Raw genomic sequence first — 13,426 nt, 5'->3', positions numbered from 1 at the left:
CATGGATACTATCCTTGTTATCAATGCGGGATCGTCCAGCCTTAAATTCGAGGTCTTCTCCACCAAAGATGGGCTGACGAAACTATTTCGGGGGCAGATGGAAGGTATCGCCACGGCGCCACGGCTGCGAGTCAACGGCCGTGACGGCAAGATCCTCGCGGATCAGAAGCATGCGCCGGCGGATGTGCCCGATTTGCCCGCAGCTATGCAAATCGTCGGCGCTTGGCTGCGTGAGAAAGACGAGGGCCGGCTTGTCGCCGCCGGGCACCGTGTCGTCCATGGCGGTCCTGACTACGACCGACCGGTACGGATCACAAAGGAGATTCTTCGCGATCTCGAGCGGTACGTGCCGCTTGCCCCGCTGCATCAACCGAACAATCTAGCACCGATCCATGCTATTCTGGATCGCCAGCCTGACCTTCCGCAGGTTGCCTGCTTCGATACGTCATTTCATCGTGGACAAAGCCTGGTCGCGAACCACTACGCTATTCCCGAGCGCTTTTTCGCCGAGGGTGTGCAGCGATACGGCTTTCACGGATTATCCTATGAATACGTCGCTGGACGCCTGCGGGAGGTCGCACCGGATATCGCGAACGGCAGGGTAATTACCGCGCATCTCGGCAGTGGCGCCTCCTTGTGCGCCCTTTTCGAAGGGAAGAGCATCGAAACCACGATGGGCTTCACGGCGCTCGACGGGCTGCCCATGGGCACCAGGTGTGGGCAGATCGATCCCGGCGTTCTCCTGTATCTGCTGGACCAGAAAGGCATGTCGCCCAAGGATGTCCAGAATCTGCTTTACAATCAATCCGGTCTCAAGGGCCTGTCTGGCGTCAGCAATGACATGCGCGCGCTGCTGGCAAGCGACGACCCGCGCGCCGCCTTCGCCCTTGATCACTTCGTTTATCGGATCGCCTTCTACGCCGGAGCGCTGGCGGCCGCGCTCGGCGGCATCGATGCTTTCGTCTTTACCGCCGGGATCGGCGAAAATTCTCCAGAGATGCGAGCGAGAATAGCCGCCAGACTGGAATGGCTCGGTGTTAGGCTCGACCCGGAAAAAAATATCAATGGCGAATTGCTGATCTCCAAACCAGACAGCAGCCCAGAGCTCTATGTCGTGCCGACCGACGAAGAACTCATGATCGCGCGCCACACGCTGAAGCTTATCGGCGGGTAGATACCGACCGAAAACACGGCCGAGCATGGCTAATTAAGGTCGCCTAGCGCTCCTGGATGAAACTTCACTGCCAGGTCGCAACCTAAATGCCTCCGCGTTTACCGCGATAGCAACCTAGCTTCTAGCTTGCAACCGCGGCGTGGCATGACGCAAGTATCTCATTCCAATGGCGCTTAGCCCCTTTGTCATAAGATCAGTCCTTTTGCCCGCTCTCGCTGTCCTGATGGCAAGCGTCGCCGCGCATGCTCAGGAATGGAGGTACTATCCGGAGTATGGCGACGACCCGGACGGCGGCTATGCTGCCCGGCGCTATTGGCGGCAGGCGCCGCCGGACTATCGCGATTATCGGCGTTCCGACCGTGATTATGACTACCGGGATGACCGCTATGATTATTATGACGACGAAGACGGCGATTTCCCGCCGCCCCCTCGTTCACAACGGCGGGCCTCCATTGACCGCGAGGCGATTGCTCCCCAACTCACTCCGGGCCCCAAGGACGATAGGCGGGCCGGCTTGGCGAAGTCACCGATCCCGCGCATGATTGTGCCGTTTTCTGGCTACGAACCTGGCACCATCGTGATCTCCACTAAGGAAAAGCGCCTCTATCTTGTGCTAAACGATGGAACTGCTCTCAAATACGGCATCGGTGTCGGCAAACAGGGCTTTGCCTGGAAGGGCACGCAGACGATCAGCCGCAAGGCCGAATGGCCGGATTGGACGCCGCCCAAGGAAATGATCGCTCGCCGGCCGGAACTCCCTGACCACATGGATGGCGGCCTCAATAGTCCCCTCGGCGCGAGAGCGCTCTATCTCGGTTCCACGCTCTACCGCATCCATGGCACCAATGAGCCGAATTCGATCGGCAAGGCGGTATCCTCTGGCTGCATCCGCATGGCAAATCCAGATGTCATGGATCTCTATGGCCGCGTCGGAGTGGGAACAAAGGTGGTTGTGCTCTGATTGCAGCGTAGCGCGGCCGAAGCTGCCATGATCCGGTGATTGCGTTTCGTAGGCTCGCAAATCGTCCAACATCGGGCATAACGGCGCCCAGAATTTCAAATCGTTGGCCCCAAGACCTTTCACGCCGAGCCAGTATTCGCGGACAAAGCACACGTATCAGCAAGAAGTAAAGAACCTCGATAGAATCTTTTGAATTCGCTGCATTGTGTCGGCCCTTTTTCGATCAAGAACTCGAGCGCAGCGAAACACTGGAAAGCCCCTGCCAACGGCGACGTTCAAAGCAGTATGCAGATCCTTGTGTATCCGCCCAGGAGCTGAATTTATTCTTGCGCGGTCCGTTGGTTAGTCGCTAAGTCATGTTGCCGTGAGCTTCGTAGCCGAAAAGCGACCTCGGCCTGATCGAATTCGAGCATCGAAGGCTATTCAATGACCCGACAACTTTCTCTTCCCCGCGATCGGATTTCCGTGCTTCTGTTGGAAGGCATCAGCCAGAGCGCCGTAGACTATTTTTCGTCGTCCGGCTACGTCAATCTCACTCATCTGCCAAAGGCGCTCGATGATAAGGATCTCAAAAGTCATATAGCAGAAGCGCATATCGTCGGAATTCGTTCACGCACGCATCTGACAGACGAAATTTTCAGCTCCGCCAGGAAGCTCATGGCCGTCGGCTGTTTTTCCGTAGGGACAAATCAGGTCGACCTGGACGCGGCCCGTCGACGTGGAATCCCCGTATTCAACGCTCCTTATTCGAATACGCGCTCGGTCGCAGAGCTTGTGATCGGTGAGATCATAATGTTGACCAGACGGATTTTCCCGCGTTCGGCGTCTGCTCATGAAGGTGGATGGGACAAATCCGCCGAAGGCAGCCGTGAGGTGCGCGGGAAAACGCTCGGCATTGTGGGCTACGGCAACATCGGTTCGCAGCTTAGCGTTCTTGCCGAAAGCATGGGTATGAATGTTCGCTATTTCGATCCTTCAGACAAGCTCCGCCACGGCAATTCAGAATCGATGGCTTCGCTCGGCGAGCTTCTCGAAATCTCAGATTTCGTGACGATGCATGTTCCGGAGATCAGTTCGACGCGAAACATGATCACCGAGGCCGAACTGCGCAGGATGAAAAAGGGGGCCATTTTCATCAACAATTCCCGTGGAACCGTGGTGGATCTGGAAGCGCTTGCGAAGGTTTTGAAAGACGGACATCTCGCCGGCGCGGCCGTCGACGTCTTCCCGAAGGAGCCGGCATCAAACAAGGAGCGCTTCGAAACGCCGCTGCAGGGTTTGGATAATGTCATTCTCACGCCACATATCGGCGGATCGACCGAAGAAGCCCAGGAGCGCATTGGAAGGGAAGTATCGAGGAAGCTTGTCGAGTATTCCGACATTGGCTCGACACTGGGCGCAGTCAACTTTCCGCAGGTACAACTGCCGCCACGTGCAAACGGCACGCGTTTCATCCATGTTCATGAAAACCGCCCTGGCATCCTAAACAGTCTGAACACGATCTTTTCGTCCCGTGGACTGAATATCGTCGGCGAGTTCTTGCAGACGTACGGCGAAACAGGTTACGTCGTCATTGAAGCCGAGGGCGTTGGCCAGACAGCCGATGACATCCTTGATCAGATTCGCCAGATACCGGGAACGATACGAGCCCGATTGGTTTACTGAAGCCGGTGGAAAAATGAGCGTTCTGTAAGGACCCCGAGGCCAAAGCCGTGCCCCTCCTCCGGGTCTGGTGCATCGCCGTTCTGAAGAGTTCGACGCGCTCCTACCTCATCGATGCCGCGCCAAGATTGAGACACTCGGCGCGGCCCGCAATAGACGATCTTTGCTTGATGATCGTGGTGCCGGTTACTGCTGTGCAGGCGCGGATTTCTGAAGCTTGTCCTGAACTTTTTTAATGAGCACCGGATCCTTCTGGGCAGCCGAAAGAATTGCCTTGTATTCGTCTACCGACATGCCTGGAGAGGTCTGAACAGCCTGTACCATCTGTTTGCTCGCCTCGGTCTGTAGCTGCTGCTTCGCGGTCGGATCCGACGTTGCTCCGATCTTGGCGGCGTATTCCTGCCTGATCTTGTCCACCTGCAGATACGCGACCGCAAAAGCCTCGATTTTTTGATCGCTGACTGCCGCAGCCGCACCATTGTTATCTGATTGTCCTTGGGTAGGCTTTTCTTGCGTTGCTTGCTGTGCGGACGCTGGATTGCCAAGAAACATCAAGCTTAACACCGCGGCGGTCAACGATGTGGCAGAGAGATAACGCGTGATCATCTTAAATCCTCTTTAGGAATGCGGGAGAACACCTCTTTGATGGCGTAGGGCGAAAGGCGGCATATCGCATTGATTTAGCCGTCGGTCAGGGTTGAAGAACGATTCGGCGGCAATGTGGTCGTCAAACGTTTTCTATGGGGCGATTGCGCGGCGATCTGCTGACGACACAGCGGCGACTTTATGACCGTCGCCAGTTACCCGCTGCATAACGAATTCCGTCGACGGCGGCAGTCGTTGCGTAAGACGGTGGCCCAAGCCGCACGCTATTACAACGAGTTAGACTCGCGATCCCAAAGTGCTTGATCTGCCCGACATTTGAGAGCGCATTGGTTGCCTGCGAGCGGGCGACGGCGGAGAGCCCATGCACACTGCTGCATTTGCGCAGCCAGTGATCCACAGCAGCTCAAATAAAGCGAGCTGTCTCCCCGCGTTGGCGCGGTTGAAAGCGGCGTCCCATTATCCATCGGCTCCGTCGCTAAGGTCGACTGCCGGAAAGCCGGATGTCACCTACGCTCGCACCCAGCCGGCCTTCGATTCTGTCAAGGTTACAACCCGCGCTCAAGCATGCGTCAATGCGCTCCGAGAGGCGAGATGCGTTCTCAAGCAGCCCAGCAATTCCTCGCTTATGACAGGTTTAACGATGCAATCCATTGCACCGGCCGCGAAGGCTTTGGTGCGGCTTTCCGCATGGGGCTGCACGAATTCGATGACCGGCAAATCGCAAAAAGCTTCGTCCGCCTTGCGACAGCGGAAAAATTCGTCGGCTATTGTCGCGTCGACAATAGCGAGGGCCGGATTGAGTGCGCGCCAATGCTCCGCCATCGTATGACAGTTCGAAAAGCACACGCATGACAATCCGGCTTTCCTTATGCTGGCTGCCATCGACAATGTTTCGGAATTGCCGTCAGTGGCAATGAGAACTACGCTGTTTGGCGCAAACTTGAAGTCAGAAGCGTTCATCATGGCAACTCTCCCATTCGGTCGCCGTTCCCATTGATGGGGCGACCTTAAGACGCAAGATTCGCCGGAATACCAGCGACTAAGCGAAGTCCTCGATCATCGAAGGAGAGGATGTAGCTTAAAATATATACACCCGTTGCTTGTGCGCTTCGAGACATGTGCAGCGTCTTGGTTAATAGTTTTCGTCCATGGTCTAAATCTTTGCGGCGTATGGTCCGAAATCGTACAATCCGGACTTTGATAAAGACGGCCCCTTACAGCCCGCCCGCGGCCGGATGGAATGCTTCACCGAATCCGCCGCGTCACGTCGTTTTTTGGCACCGGATGATTTCACTCAGTTCTCTTCGCATCACCCCTTGCAAAATTATCGATAAAATTATTTTCTATCCATAATTTGAATCTGGAGGACGAGCGAAGTGGAAGCAATCACCTCAATTTTGGAAGATTTGACATTTTCTGCATCAGAAGCGCGCGGCGTCACCCTCGACGAAGCCAAAACTATCTATAATTTGCCATTCAACGATCTGCTCTTCCGGGCCCAGACCGTCCACCGCGCGCATTTCGATCCGAACGCCGTGCAGATGAGCCGGCTTCTCTCGATCAAAACGGGCGGATGCGCCGAGGATTGTGGATATTGCAGTCAGTCGGCGCATTACCCAACCGGCCTGAAGGCCTCGAAGCTGATGGAAGTCGAACGCGTGCTCACTGAGGCGCGCAAGGCCAAGGATGCGGGTGCGACCCGTTACTGCATGGGTGCGGCATGGCGCAGTCCGAAAGACCGCGATATGGAAACGCTGGTCGCCATGGTCGAGGGCGTGAAGGCGCTCGGCATGGAAACCTGCATGACGCTCGGCATGCTGAGTGAGTCTCAGGCAGGCGAGCTCGCGGAAGCTGGCCTCGACTACTACAACCACAACATCGACACGTCCGAACGCTTCTATTCCGAAATCATCACCACCCGAAGCTTCGCGGACCGGCTCGATACGCTGGAAACCGTGCGCATGGCCGGCATCAAGGTCTGTGCCGGCGGAATCCTTGGGATGGGCGAAACGATCGATGATCGGATCTCGATGCTGTTGACGCTGGCGAACCTGCCCGTGCCGCCGGAAAGCGTGCCGATCAACCAGCTCATCCCCATTCCCGGTTCGAAGCTCGCTGATGCGGCACCTGTCGATCCGATTGATTTCGTGCGCACGATCGCACTGGCGCGCATCTTGATGCCGACCTCGCATCTGCGGCTTTCGGCCGGCCGGACCGAGATGAGCGACGAGATGCAGGCGCTTTGTTTCTTTGCGGGCGCCAACTCCATCTTCGTTGGCGACACGCTTTTGACGGCAGACAATCCCGGCGAGGATCACGACACAACGCTCTTCCGCCGCCTCGGGCTTTCTCCCATGCCGTCGGAGCCGGCGGTGTGACGACGACAATGTTTTCGGATTATGCCGCCACGCTTGAGGGCTTGCGGCGCAGGGCGCGGCTACGTAGCCTTGCGCCGCTACGTGGCGTGGACTTTACCTCCAACGATTTTCTGGCTCTCGCGGGCGCGCCGCGGCTCAAAGCGGCCATCATTACGGCGATGGAAAGGGGCGTTTCGGTGGGCGCGGGCGGCTCGCGCTTACTGCGCGGCAACCACCCCGAACATGAGGCGCTGGAAGCGGAAGCCGCTCAGTTTTTCGGCGCCGAACGCGTACTTTATTTCGGCAGCGGCTATGCCGCCAATTCCGCACTTTTCTCGACCTTGCCACGACGCGAAGATCTGATCGTCTACGACGCGCTCATCCATGCCAGCGCCCATGAGGGCATTGCAGCCAGCAAGGCCGCGGCCGTCAGCATCGACCACAATGATGCGAACGCATTTGACGAGGCGATCCGAAACTGGCGCAGGAATGGCGGCAGAGGCCGGCCCTGGATTGCGGTGGAAAGCCTTTATTCGATGGACGGTGATAAAGCGCCGCTTGCCGCCCTCGCCGACATTGCCGATCGTCACGAGGGCTTTCTGGTGATCGACGAGGCCCATGCCACCGGCGTTTTCGGCACCGGCGGCAGAGGGCTGGCGACTGGGCTGGAAGGCCGGGACAATGTGCTAGCGCTTCATACCTGCGGCAAGGCGCTGGGCGTTTCCGGAGCCTTGCTCGCAGTCCCTCGCGTGCTTGCCGATTATCTTGTCAACCGTGCTCGCGCCTTCATCTATTCCACCGCGCCTTCGCCTCTCATGGCGGCGGGCGTGCGCGAAGCTCTGTGCATTGTGGACGACGAACCTGAGCGCCGCGAGGCCTTGGGACGTTTGTTCGCCTTTCTCGGTGACGGCTTGAAAAGCCGGTTCGGCGTAGAGCCGAGCGGGTCGCAGATTCAGCCGGTTGTCATCGGCGACAACGCGCGCGCGGTGCGAATTGCCGACACTCTCCAGGCTCAAGGGTTCGACATCCGTGCGATCCGTCCGCCGAGCGTGCCGGAGGGCACGGCGCGCCTGCGGCTGTCGATCACGCTTAACGTCGATTCAGAGCAGATTGCGCGCATGCTGGATTGCCTTGCCGCCGCCATGGAGGAACACAAGAGATGAGCGTCCGCTTCGTGGTCACCGGCACGGATACCGGCATCGGCAAAACCGTGTTTTCGGCAGCACTGGCGGGCGCGCTCAACGCCCGCTATTGGAAACCCGTGCAATCCGGCCTGGAAGGCGAGACGGACAGTGACGCGGTCGCCCGGCTGAGCGGGCTGCCCGCTGAGCATATCCTGCCGGAAGCCTATCGCCTTGCCACTCCGGTCTCACCGCATCTTTCGGCACGTCTCGACGGCGTGGAAATCGACCCGGCCCGCCTTGAACTGCCGGCCTGCGCCGGTCCATTGGTCATCGAAGGCGCTGGCGGTCTGCTGGTCCCGCTCACGAACAATCTAGTCTTTGCCGATGTCTTTGCCCGATGGCGCATTCCCGTCATGCTCTGCGCCCGAACGTCGCTCGGCACCATCAACCACACGCTGCTATCCATCGAGGCACTTCGCCACCGCGACATTCCCCTTTGCGGCGTTGCCTTTGTGGGCGCGGAAAACGCCGACACTCAGGCGACCATCGCTGCCATCGGGCAAGTGAGGGTGTTGGGACGGCTGCCGCTGCTGGAAAGTCTGACGAGTGAAACCCTGCGCCGCGCCTTTCGAGAGAACTTCGACACTGCGTCCCTGATGGAGGTAAGCGCGTGACCTTCTCGCCCGTCTGGCACCCCTTCACACAGCATGCGCTTGAACCGCCGATGAAGCGTATCGTCGCGACCGAAGGCGCATATCTGTTCGATGAGGATGGCAATCGCATCCTCGACGCAATCTCGTCATGGTGGGTGATCACCCATGGCCATCGCCATCCCGGCATCATGGCGGCGATCCGGGAGGCGACGGAGGCCTACGACCAGATCATCTTCGCCGAATTTACCCATGAACCGGCAGAAGTCCTCGCCGAACGTCTGCTCGCCTTCGCGCCTTCCGGACTGCAACACGTTTTCTATTCGGACAGCGGATCGACGGCGGTCGAGGTGGCGATCAAGATGGCGCTCGGCACGTTCCATAATCGCGCCATCGCGCGTGACCGCATCGTTGTGATGGAACACGGCTATCATGGCGACACGATCGGCGCCATGTCCGTGGGAGAGCGCGGCGTGTTCAATGCGCCCTTCGAGCCGCTGCTTTTCGGCGTTGACCGCCTTCCCTTTCCAGAAGCCGGCAGCGAACAAGAGACACTCGATGCGTTCGAGGCCATCTGCCGCTCGGGAAAGGTCGCCGCCATTCTGGTGGAGCCGCTTTTGCTCGGCGCAGGCGGCATGAAGTTCTACGGCAGTGCCGTGCTTGCTGCTTTAAAGGAAATCGCCGGCCGATACGGCTGTCTCTTCATCGCCGACGAGGTGATGACCGGCTGGGGTCGCACCGGAACGCGCTTTGCCTGCGAACGGGCGGGGGTGACACCCGATATCCTCTGCACCTCGAAAGGCCTGACCGGCGGCGCGCTGCCGCTGGCGGCAACTCTTTGCACAAGCGAGATCTTTGAGGCCCACCTGTCTTCCGACCGGCGCAAGACCTTCTTCCATTCGAGTTCCTACACCGCCAATGCGATCGCCTGCGCCGCGGCTGTCGCCAATCTGAAAATTTGGCAGGACGAACCAGTCAAAGCCCGAATTGCCGAGCTTGCGGCGCAGCACGCCCATCATTTGCGACATTTCGAGAACGACACGAGATTTGTAAACGTCAGGCAATGCGGCACCATCGCCGCCCTTGATCTTGCGGTACCCTCCGGCGGCTATCTCGCCGAAGCGGGGCCGCGCATGCGCCGGCTATTTCGCCAACGCGGGCTGCTTCTGCGTCCGCTCGGAAACGTCATCTATCTGATGCCTCCCTATTGCACGAGCGCCGAGGATATCGCAGCCGCCTATGATGCGATCGATGAAGTCGCCTCGCTCGTTCTTGAGGAGACTGCATCTTGATGCCCCTCGCCTCCCGCCTCACCGGATTCGGTCATGCCGTCCCGTCCCGCATCGTTCACAATGCGGAAATCGAAGGTCGGCTCGGTCTCGAGGCAGGCTGGATCGAAAGGCGCACCGGCATCCGATCTCGCCATTGGGCAACCGAAGGAGACACATTGAGCGGCCTTGCAGCCGAGGCCGGGAAAATGGCCCTTGAAAAGGCCGGAATTGCACCGGGCGAGATCGCCATGTCCTTGCTTGCCACCTCCACGCCCGATCATCTCTTGCCGCCCTCGGCGCCGCTTCTGGCGCACAAGCTCGGTTTGCAAAATTCCGGAGCCATCGATCTTGCCGGAGCTTGCTCGGGCTTTCTCTACGCGCTGACGCTGGCGGATGGCTTCGTGCGTGCGCATGGCCGGGCGGTGCTGGTGGTGGCTGCCAATATTCTCAGCCGCCGCATCAATCCGGCGGAACGCGCCAGTGCCGTTCTGTTCGCCGATGGTGCCGGTGCGGTCGTGCTGGTCCCCTGCCGAAACGAGCAAAGCGGCCTCAAGGCAGCCGTCCTGGCTTCGGATGGAAGCGGCTACGATCTGATTACCATGCCGTCAGGCGGTAGTAACAAGCCTTTTTCTCCTGAAACCGCGGCAGACCAAGTGCTGATGACGATGCGGGATGGGCGCGAGGTCTTTTCCCGCGCTGTCGATCTGATGACACGCACCTCACGCCAGGCGATGGATGAGGCTGCCGTAACGGTCTCCGCCATCGACCGCTTCGTTCCGCATCAGGCCAACCTCCGCCTTTGCGACGCAGTTCGCCACAATCTCGAATTGGAAGAAAGCAAGCTTGTCAGCACGGTCGCGGAATTCGGCAACTCTTCGGCTGCGACCATTCCGCTGTCCCTTTCCGTCGAAAATCGCCGCAAACCGTTTAAATCGGGGGAGCATTTGCTCATGACTGCCGCAGGTGCGGGCCTGGCGGGCGGTGCCGTTATCTTCGCAATCTGAGCTCGCGCGCGATGGAACAGTTACAGCTCCATGAAGAATGTGGAGAATCAGCAAAGGGGTGGGTAAGCATAGGACATTGAGTCGATGCACAACCGTTTTTGAAACCGATGATAGCCATATGAGCGTTGCAAAAGATGATCCCATTGCCGTGCGGATAAGCCGGACACTCGCTGATCGCATTATTTCAGGGGTGATCGAAGCCGGCGCCAAGCTCAGGCAGGACCATATTGCTGAGGAATTCGGCGCCAGTCATGTGCCCGTGCGCGAGGCCTTCCGTCGGCTGGAGTCCCAGGGACTGGTGGTCAGCCAGCCGCGCAAAGGCGTGCGCGTGGTCGGCTTTAGCGTCGAGGAGGTGCGTGAGGTGGCGGAGATGCGCGCCGCACTTGAAGTATTGGCGCTGCGCAACGCCGCTCCTCATATGACCAAAGCCATCCTGGACGAGGCCGAAGAGGCGATTCATGCAGGCGATCGCGCGGTTGATGTGCAGGCATGGGAAGAGGCGAACGGGAGGTTCCATCGTCTCATTCTGTCTCCCTGCAACATGCCGCGCCTGCTGAAGACAATCGATGACCTGCACGCCGTCAGCGCACGTTTCCTGTTTTCCGGCTGGCGGGCGGAGTGGGAGGCGCCGACGGACCGCGATCATCGTGCCATCCTCAACGCGTTGCGCGCCGGAAATGTGGACGTTGCCACAGCGGTCCTTTCACGCCACGTGCAATGGATGGGCCAGAAGCCGGGTAGCCGTTCGTAGCTTGTGTGCGCAGCCATTCGCCCGAAGGCCAATTTCCTCTTTAACATTCTCTGCGAAATGACTGGGTAGCCCCAATCCACGCCAGAGTCCGTTGTTCTGGATCGGGATTGCGCGTGATATCGGTCACAACAGCAGCACTATCGGCCCCATTTTCGAACACGCCGGCAATGCGCTCCACCGTCAGCCCGCCAATGGCGACAAGCGGCAGCGGGCCGATGCGGCTCTTCCAATCGCGCAGGCGGTCAAGACCTTGCGGCGCCCAGGGCATTGCCTTGAGAATGGTGGGATAGATCGGACCGAGCGCGATATAGTCTGGACGCGCCGCAAGCGCGGTTGCCAGTTCCGCCTCGTCATGCGTGGAAAGTCCTAATTTCAGGCCAGCCTCACGAATGGCAGCAAGATCGGCTGTCGCCAGATCCTCCTGGCCGAGATGGATGAAATCACAGCCTTCCTCAATGGCAAGCTGCCAATAGTCATTGACGATCAACTGGCATTCATACGCCGCGCAAACTGCTTTTGCCCGGCGGATGTCTGTGCGTATATCCGACAGCGCCCGTTCCTTGATGCGCAGTTGCACGAGTTTGACACCAAGCGGAACCAGCCTTTCGATCCAGGCGGCGCTATCGACGATCAGATAGAAAGGATCGAGCTTCACGCGAATACCGCCTTTCCGATCACGGGCGTCGACGGAACCGCCATGTCGCGCGGCTCCAGCATGCCGGCAGCATATGCCTGTCGGCCGGCCTCGATCGCCCCAGCGAAGGCTTCCGCCATCGCAGCCGGATCGCCCGCACCGGCAACCGCAGTGTTGAGAAGAACCGCATCAAAGCCGAGTTCCATCACGGTCGTTGCATGCGACGGCCGGCCGATGCCTGCATCGACAATCAGCGGCACGTCGGGAAAATGCGCGCGCATCGAGCGAAGAGCCGCAGGGTTGAGCGGCCCCGCCGCAGTGCCGATCGGCGCGCACCAGGGCATCAGCACCTTGCACCCCGCCTCCAGCAGTCGTTCGGCGACGACCAGATCGTCGGTCGTGTAGGGAAAGACCTCAAAGCCGTCACTGACGAGAATGCGTGCAGCCTCCACCAGAGCGAAGACATCCGGCTGTAGCGTATCGTGATTGCCGATCACCTCCAGCTTGATCCAATTGGTCTGAAACACCTCGCGCGCCATCTTGGCCGTCAGCACCGCCTCGGACACGCCATGGCATCCGGCGGTGTTGGGGAGAACGCGGACGCCGAGCGCCCGGATCATATCGAAGAATGCACCGCCGTTGCGCCCGCCGGCCGTTTCCCGACGCAACGACACGGTGACGATCTCCGTCCTGGATCGCTTGACAGATTCGGCCAGAACGGCCAGCGAAGGATAACGTGCAGTGCCAAGGAGAAGGCGTGAGCCAATCTGGGTTCCGTGGAGATCAAGCATGGGTCAGCCTCCCTGCATCGGTGTCAGGATCTCGATCCTGTCATTGTCGTTCAAAAGATGATCGTCGCGATCCTCGCGATGTATGAGTTCGCCGTTGACTGCGGTTGCCAGCCACTCACCCTCATATTCGAGCGCTGCCAGAAGCTGCGAAAGCGTGGCTGCGGCAATTGTCTCGGGTTCACCATTTATGATCAGGCGCATCGGGCGCTCCAATGAAAGAACACAAGGGACAAAACACCTTCAAGTGGCGGCTTTTCCTTGGGTTCGGTTATGTTCTGACCGGCGTTTTGACCGATCGGCTAAATCTCTTCCTTCCGCTGGACAGATTGTTTCTGTCCTTCGGTCTTGAACCATGCTCCAATACGTGACCCTGATGCGTTAACTTCGGTCACAGAATGGCGTGCGGCTCCCGGCTTCCCATTCTCCTTTAAGAGCGCAGCC

Annotated in this window: 14 protein-coding genes; 9 read left to right on the top strand and 5 right to left on the bottom strand. The window is 59.0% G+C overall.

Annotation, left to right across the window (positions count from 1 at the left end):
* Window position 1 precedes the first annotated feature (1 nt).
* The 3 genes from QDY28_RS16805 to serA all read left to right on the top strand — a co-directional run bounded on the left by QDY28_RS16805 (window position 2) and on the right by serA (window position 3,800).
* The gene (locus QDY28_RS16805) at window positions 2-1,174 is read left to right on the top strand and encodes an acetate/propionate family kinase (protein WP_331382815.1); all 1,173 of its coding nucleotides are present in this window, start codon (window positions 2-4) and stop codon (window positions 1,172-1,174) included.
* A gap of 223 nt (window positions 1,175-1,397) precedes the next feature.
* The gene (locus QDY28_RS16800) at window positions 1,398-2,135 is read left to right on the top strand and encodes a L,D-transpeptidase (protein WP_442967543.1); all 738 of its coding nucleotides are present in this window, start codon (window positions 1,398-1,400) and stop codon (window positions 2,133-2,135) included.
* 426 nt (window positions 2,136-2,561) lie between these two features.
* On the top strand, window positions 2,562-3,800 hold the full coding sequence (gene serA, locus QDY28_RS16795) for a phosphoglycerate dehydrogenase (protein ID WP_331382814.1): 1,239 nt from the start codon (window positions 2,562-2,564) through the stop codon (window positions 3,798-3,800).
* Window positions 3,801-3,983: 183 nt separating this feature from the next.
* Here the strand turns inward: serA and QDY28_RS16790 are convergent, their stop codons facing one another.
* Window positions 3,984-4,403 (bottom strand): DUF4168 domain-containing protein, encoded by a 420-nt coding sequence (locus tag QDY28_RS16790; protein WP_331382813.1) that lies wholly within the window; start codon window positions 4,401-4,403, stop codon window positions 3,984-3,986.
* A 558-nt stretch (window positions 4,404-4,961) separates the two neighbouring features.
* Window positions 4,962-5,291, bottom strand: coding sequence for a response regulator (locus tag QDY28_RS16785; RefSeq protein ID WP_331382812.1), 330 nt, complete (start codon window positions 5,289-5,291; stop codon window positions 4,962-4,964).
* A 497-nt stretch (window positions 5,292-5,788) separates the two neighbouring features.
* Here QDY28_RS16785 and bioB point away from each other — a divergent pair, with 497 nt between their 5' ends.
* From bioB to QDY28_RS16755, 6 genes are all read left to right on the top strand, one after another.
* Complete coding sequence (gene bioB / locus QDY28_RS16780; protein WP_442967544.1) at window positions 5,789-6,781, top strand: biotin synthase BioB; 993 nt, start codon at window positions 5,789-5,791, stop codon at window positions 6,779-6,781.
* Window positions 6,778-7,923, top strand: coding sequence for an 8-amino-7-oxononanoate synthase (locus QDY28_RS16775; RefSeq protein WP_442967542.1), 1,146 nt, complete (start codon window positions 6,778-6,780; stop codon window positions 7,921-7,923). Before bioB ends, QDY28_RS16775 begins: the two co-directional genes overlap by 4 nt.
* Window positions 7,920-8,558, top strand: a complete 639-nt coding sequence (gene bioD / locus QDY28_RS16770) for a dethiobiotin synthase (RefSeq protein WP_331382811.1) — start codon at window positions 7,920-7,922, stop codon at window positions 8,556-8,558. The genes QDY28_RS16775 and bioD overlap by 4 nt, the downstream gene beginning before the upstream one ends.
* Window positions 8,555-9,826 (top strand): adenosylmethionine--8-amino-7-oxononanoate transaminase, encoded by a 1,272-nt coding sequence (locus tag QDY28_RS16765; RefSeq protein ID WP_331382810.1) that lies wholly within the window; start codon window positions 8,555-8,557, stop codon window positions 9,824-9,826. Before bioD ends, QDY28_RS16765 begins: the two co-directional genes overlap by 4 nt.
* Complete coding sequence (locus QDY28_RS16760) at window positions 9,823-10,809, top strand: beta-ketoacyl-ACP synthase III (protein WP_331382809.1); 987 nt, start codon at window positions 9,823-9,825, stop codon at window positions 10,807-10,809. Before QDY28_RS16765 ends, QDY28_RS16760 begins: the two co-directional genes overlap by 4 nt.
* A 118-nt stretch (window positions 10,810-10,927) precedes the next feature.
* Complete coding sequence (locus QDY28_RS16755) at window positions 10,928-11,560, top strand: GntR family transcriptional regulator (protein WP_331382808.1); 633 nt, start codon at window positions 10,928-10,930, stop codon at window positions 11,558-11,560.
* 40 nt (window positions 11,561-11,600) lie between these two features.
* Here QDY28_RS16755 and QDY28_RS16750 read toward each other — a convergent pair whose 3' ends face one another.
* From QDY28_RS16750 to thiS, 3 genes are read right to left on the bottom strand one after another with little or no spacing between them, the layout of a single operon-like run.
* Entirely contained in the window at window positions 11,601-12,215 is a 615-nt protein-coding gene (locus tag QDY28_RS16750) for a thiamine phosphate synthase (protein WP_331382807.1), read from the bottom strand.
* Window positions 12,212-12,985 carry a thiazole synthase gene (locus QDY28_RS16745; protein WP_331382806.1) on the bottom strand — a complete coding sequence of 258 codons (774 nt, stop codon included), beginning with the start codon at window positions 12,983-12,985 and terminating at the stop codon, window positions 12,212-12,214. The genes QDY28_RS16750 and QDY28_RS16745 overlap by 4 nt, the downstream gene beginning before the upstream one ends.
* Before the next feature lie 3 nt (window positions 12,986-12,988).
* Window positions 12,989-13,186, bottom strand: a complete 198-nt coding sequence (gene thiS / locus QDY28_RS16740) for a sulfur carrier protein ThiS (protein ID WP_331382805.1) — start codon at window positions 13,184-13,186, stop codon at window positions 12,989-12,991.
* Window positions 13,187-13,426 lie beyond the last annotated feature (240 nt).

Origin of the sequence: Rhizobium sp. BR 362 (assembly GCF_036528765.1) — a bacterium.
In the GTDB taxonomy this organism is placed as follows: domain Bacteria; phylum Pseudomonadota; class Alphaproteobacteria; order Rhizobiales; family Rhizobiaceae; genus Rhizobium.
Note: the sequence above shows the minus strand (reverse complement) of the source record. Positions and strands in the feature narration are given on the sequence as shown.

Coding starts and splice junctions, on each gene's coding strand:
- thiS (WP_331382805.1), bottom strand. CDS start 13,186: ATGCGCCTGATCATAAATGGTGAACCCGAGACAATTGCCGCAGCCACG.
- QDY28_RS16790 (WP_331382813.1), bottom strand. CDS start 4,403: ATGATCACGCGTTATCTCTCTGCCACATCGTTGACCGCCGCGGTGTTA.
- serA (WP_331382814.1), top strand. CDS start 2,562: ATGACCCGACAACTTTCTCTTCCCCGCGATCGGATTTCCGTGCTTCTG.
- QDY28_RS16745 (WP_331382806.1), bottom strand. CDS start 12,985: ATGCTTGATCTCCACGGAACCCAGATTGGCTCACGCCTTCTCCTTGGC.
- bioD (WP_331382811.1), top strand. CDS start 7,920: ATGAGCGTCCGCTTCGTGGTCACCGGCACGGATACCGGCATCGGCAAA.
- QDY28_RS16805 (WP_331382815.1), top strand. CDS start 2: ATGGATACTATCCTTGTTATCAATGCGGGATCGTCCAGCCTTAAATTC.
- QDY28_RS16800 (WP_442967543.1), top strand. CDS start 1,398: ATGGCAAGCGTCGCCGCGCATGCTCAGGAATGGAGGTACTATCCGGAG.
- QDY28_RS16755 (WP_331382808.1), top strand. CDS start 10,928: ATGAGCGTTGCAAAAGATGATCCCATTGCCGTGCGGATAAGCCGGACA.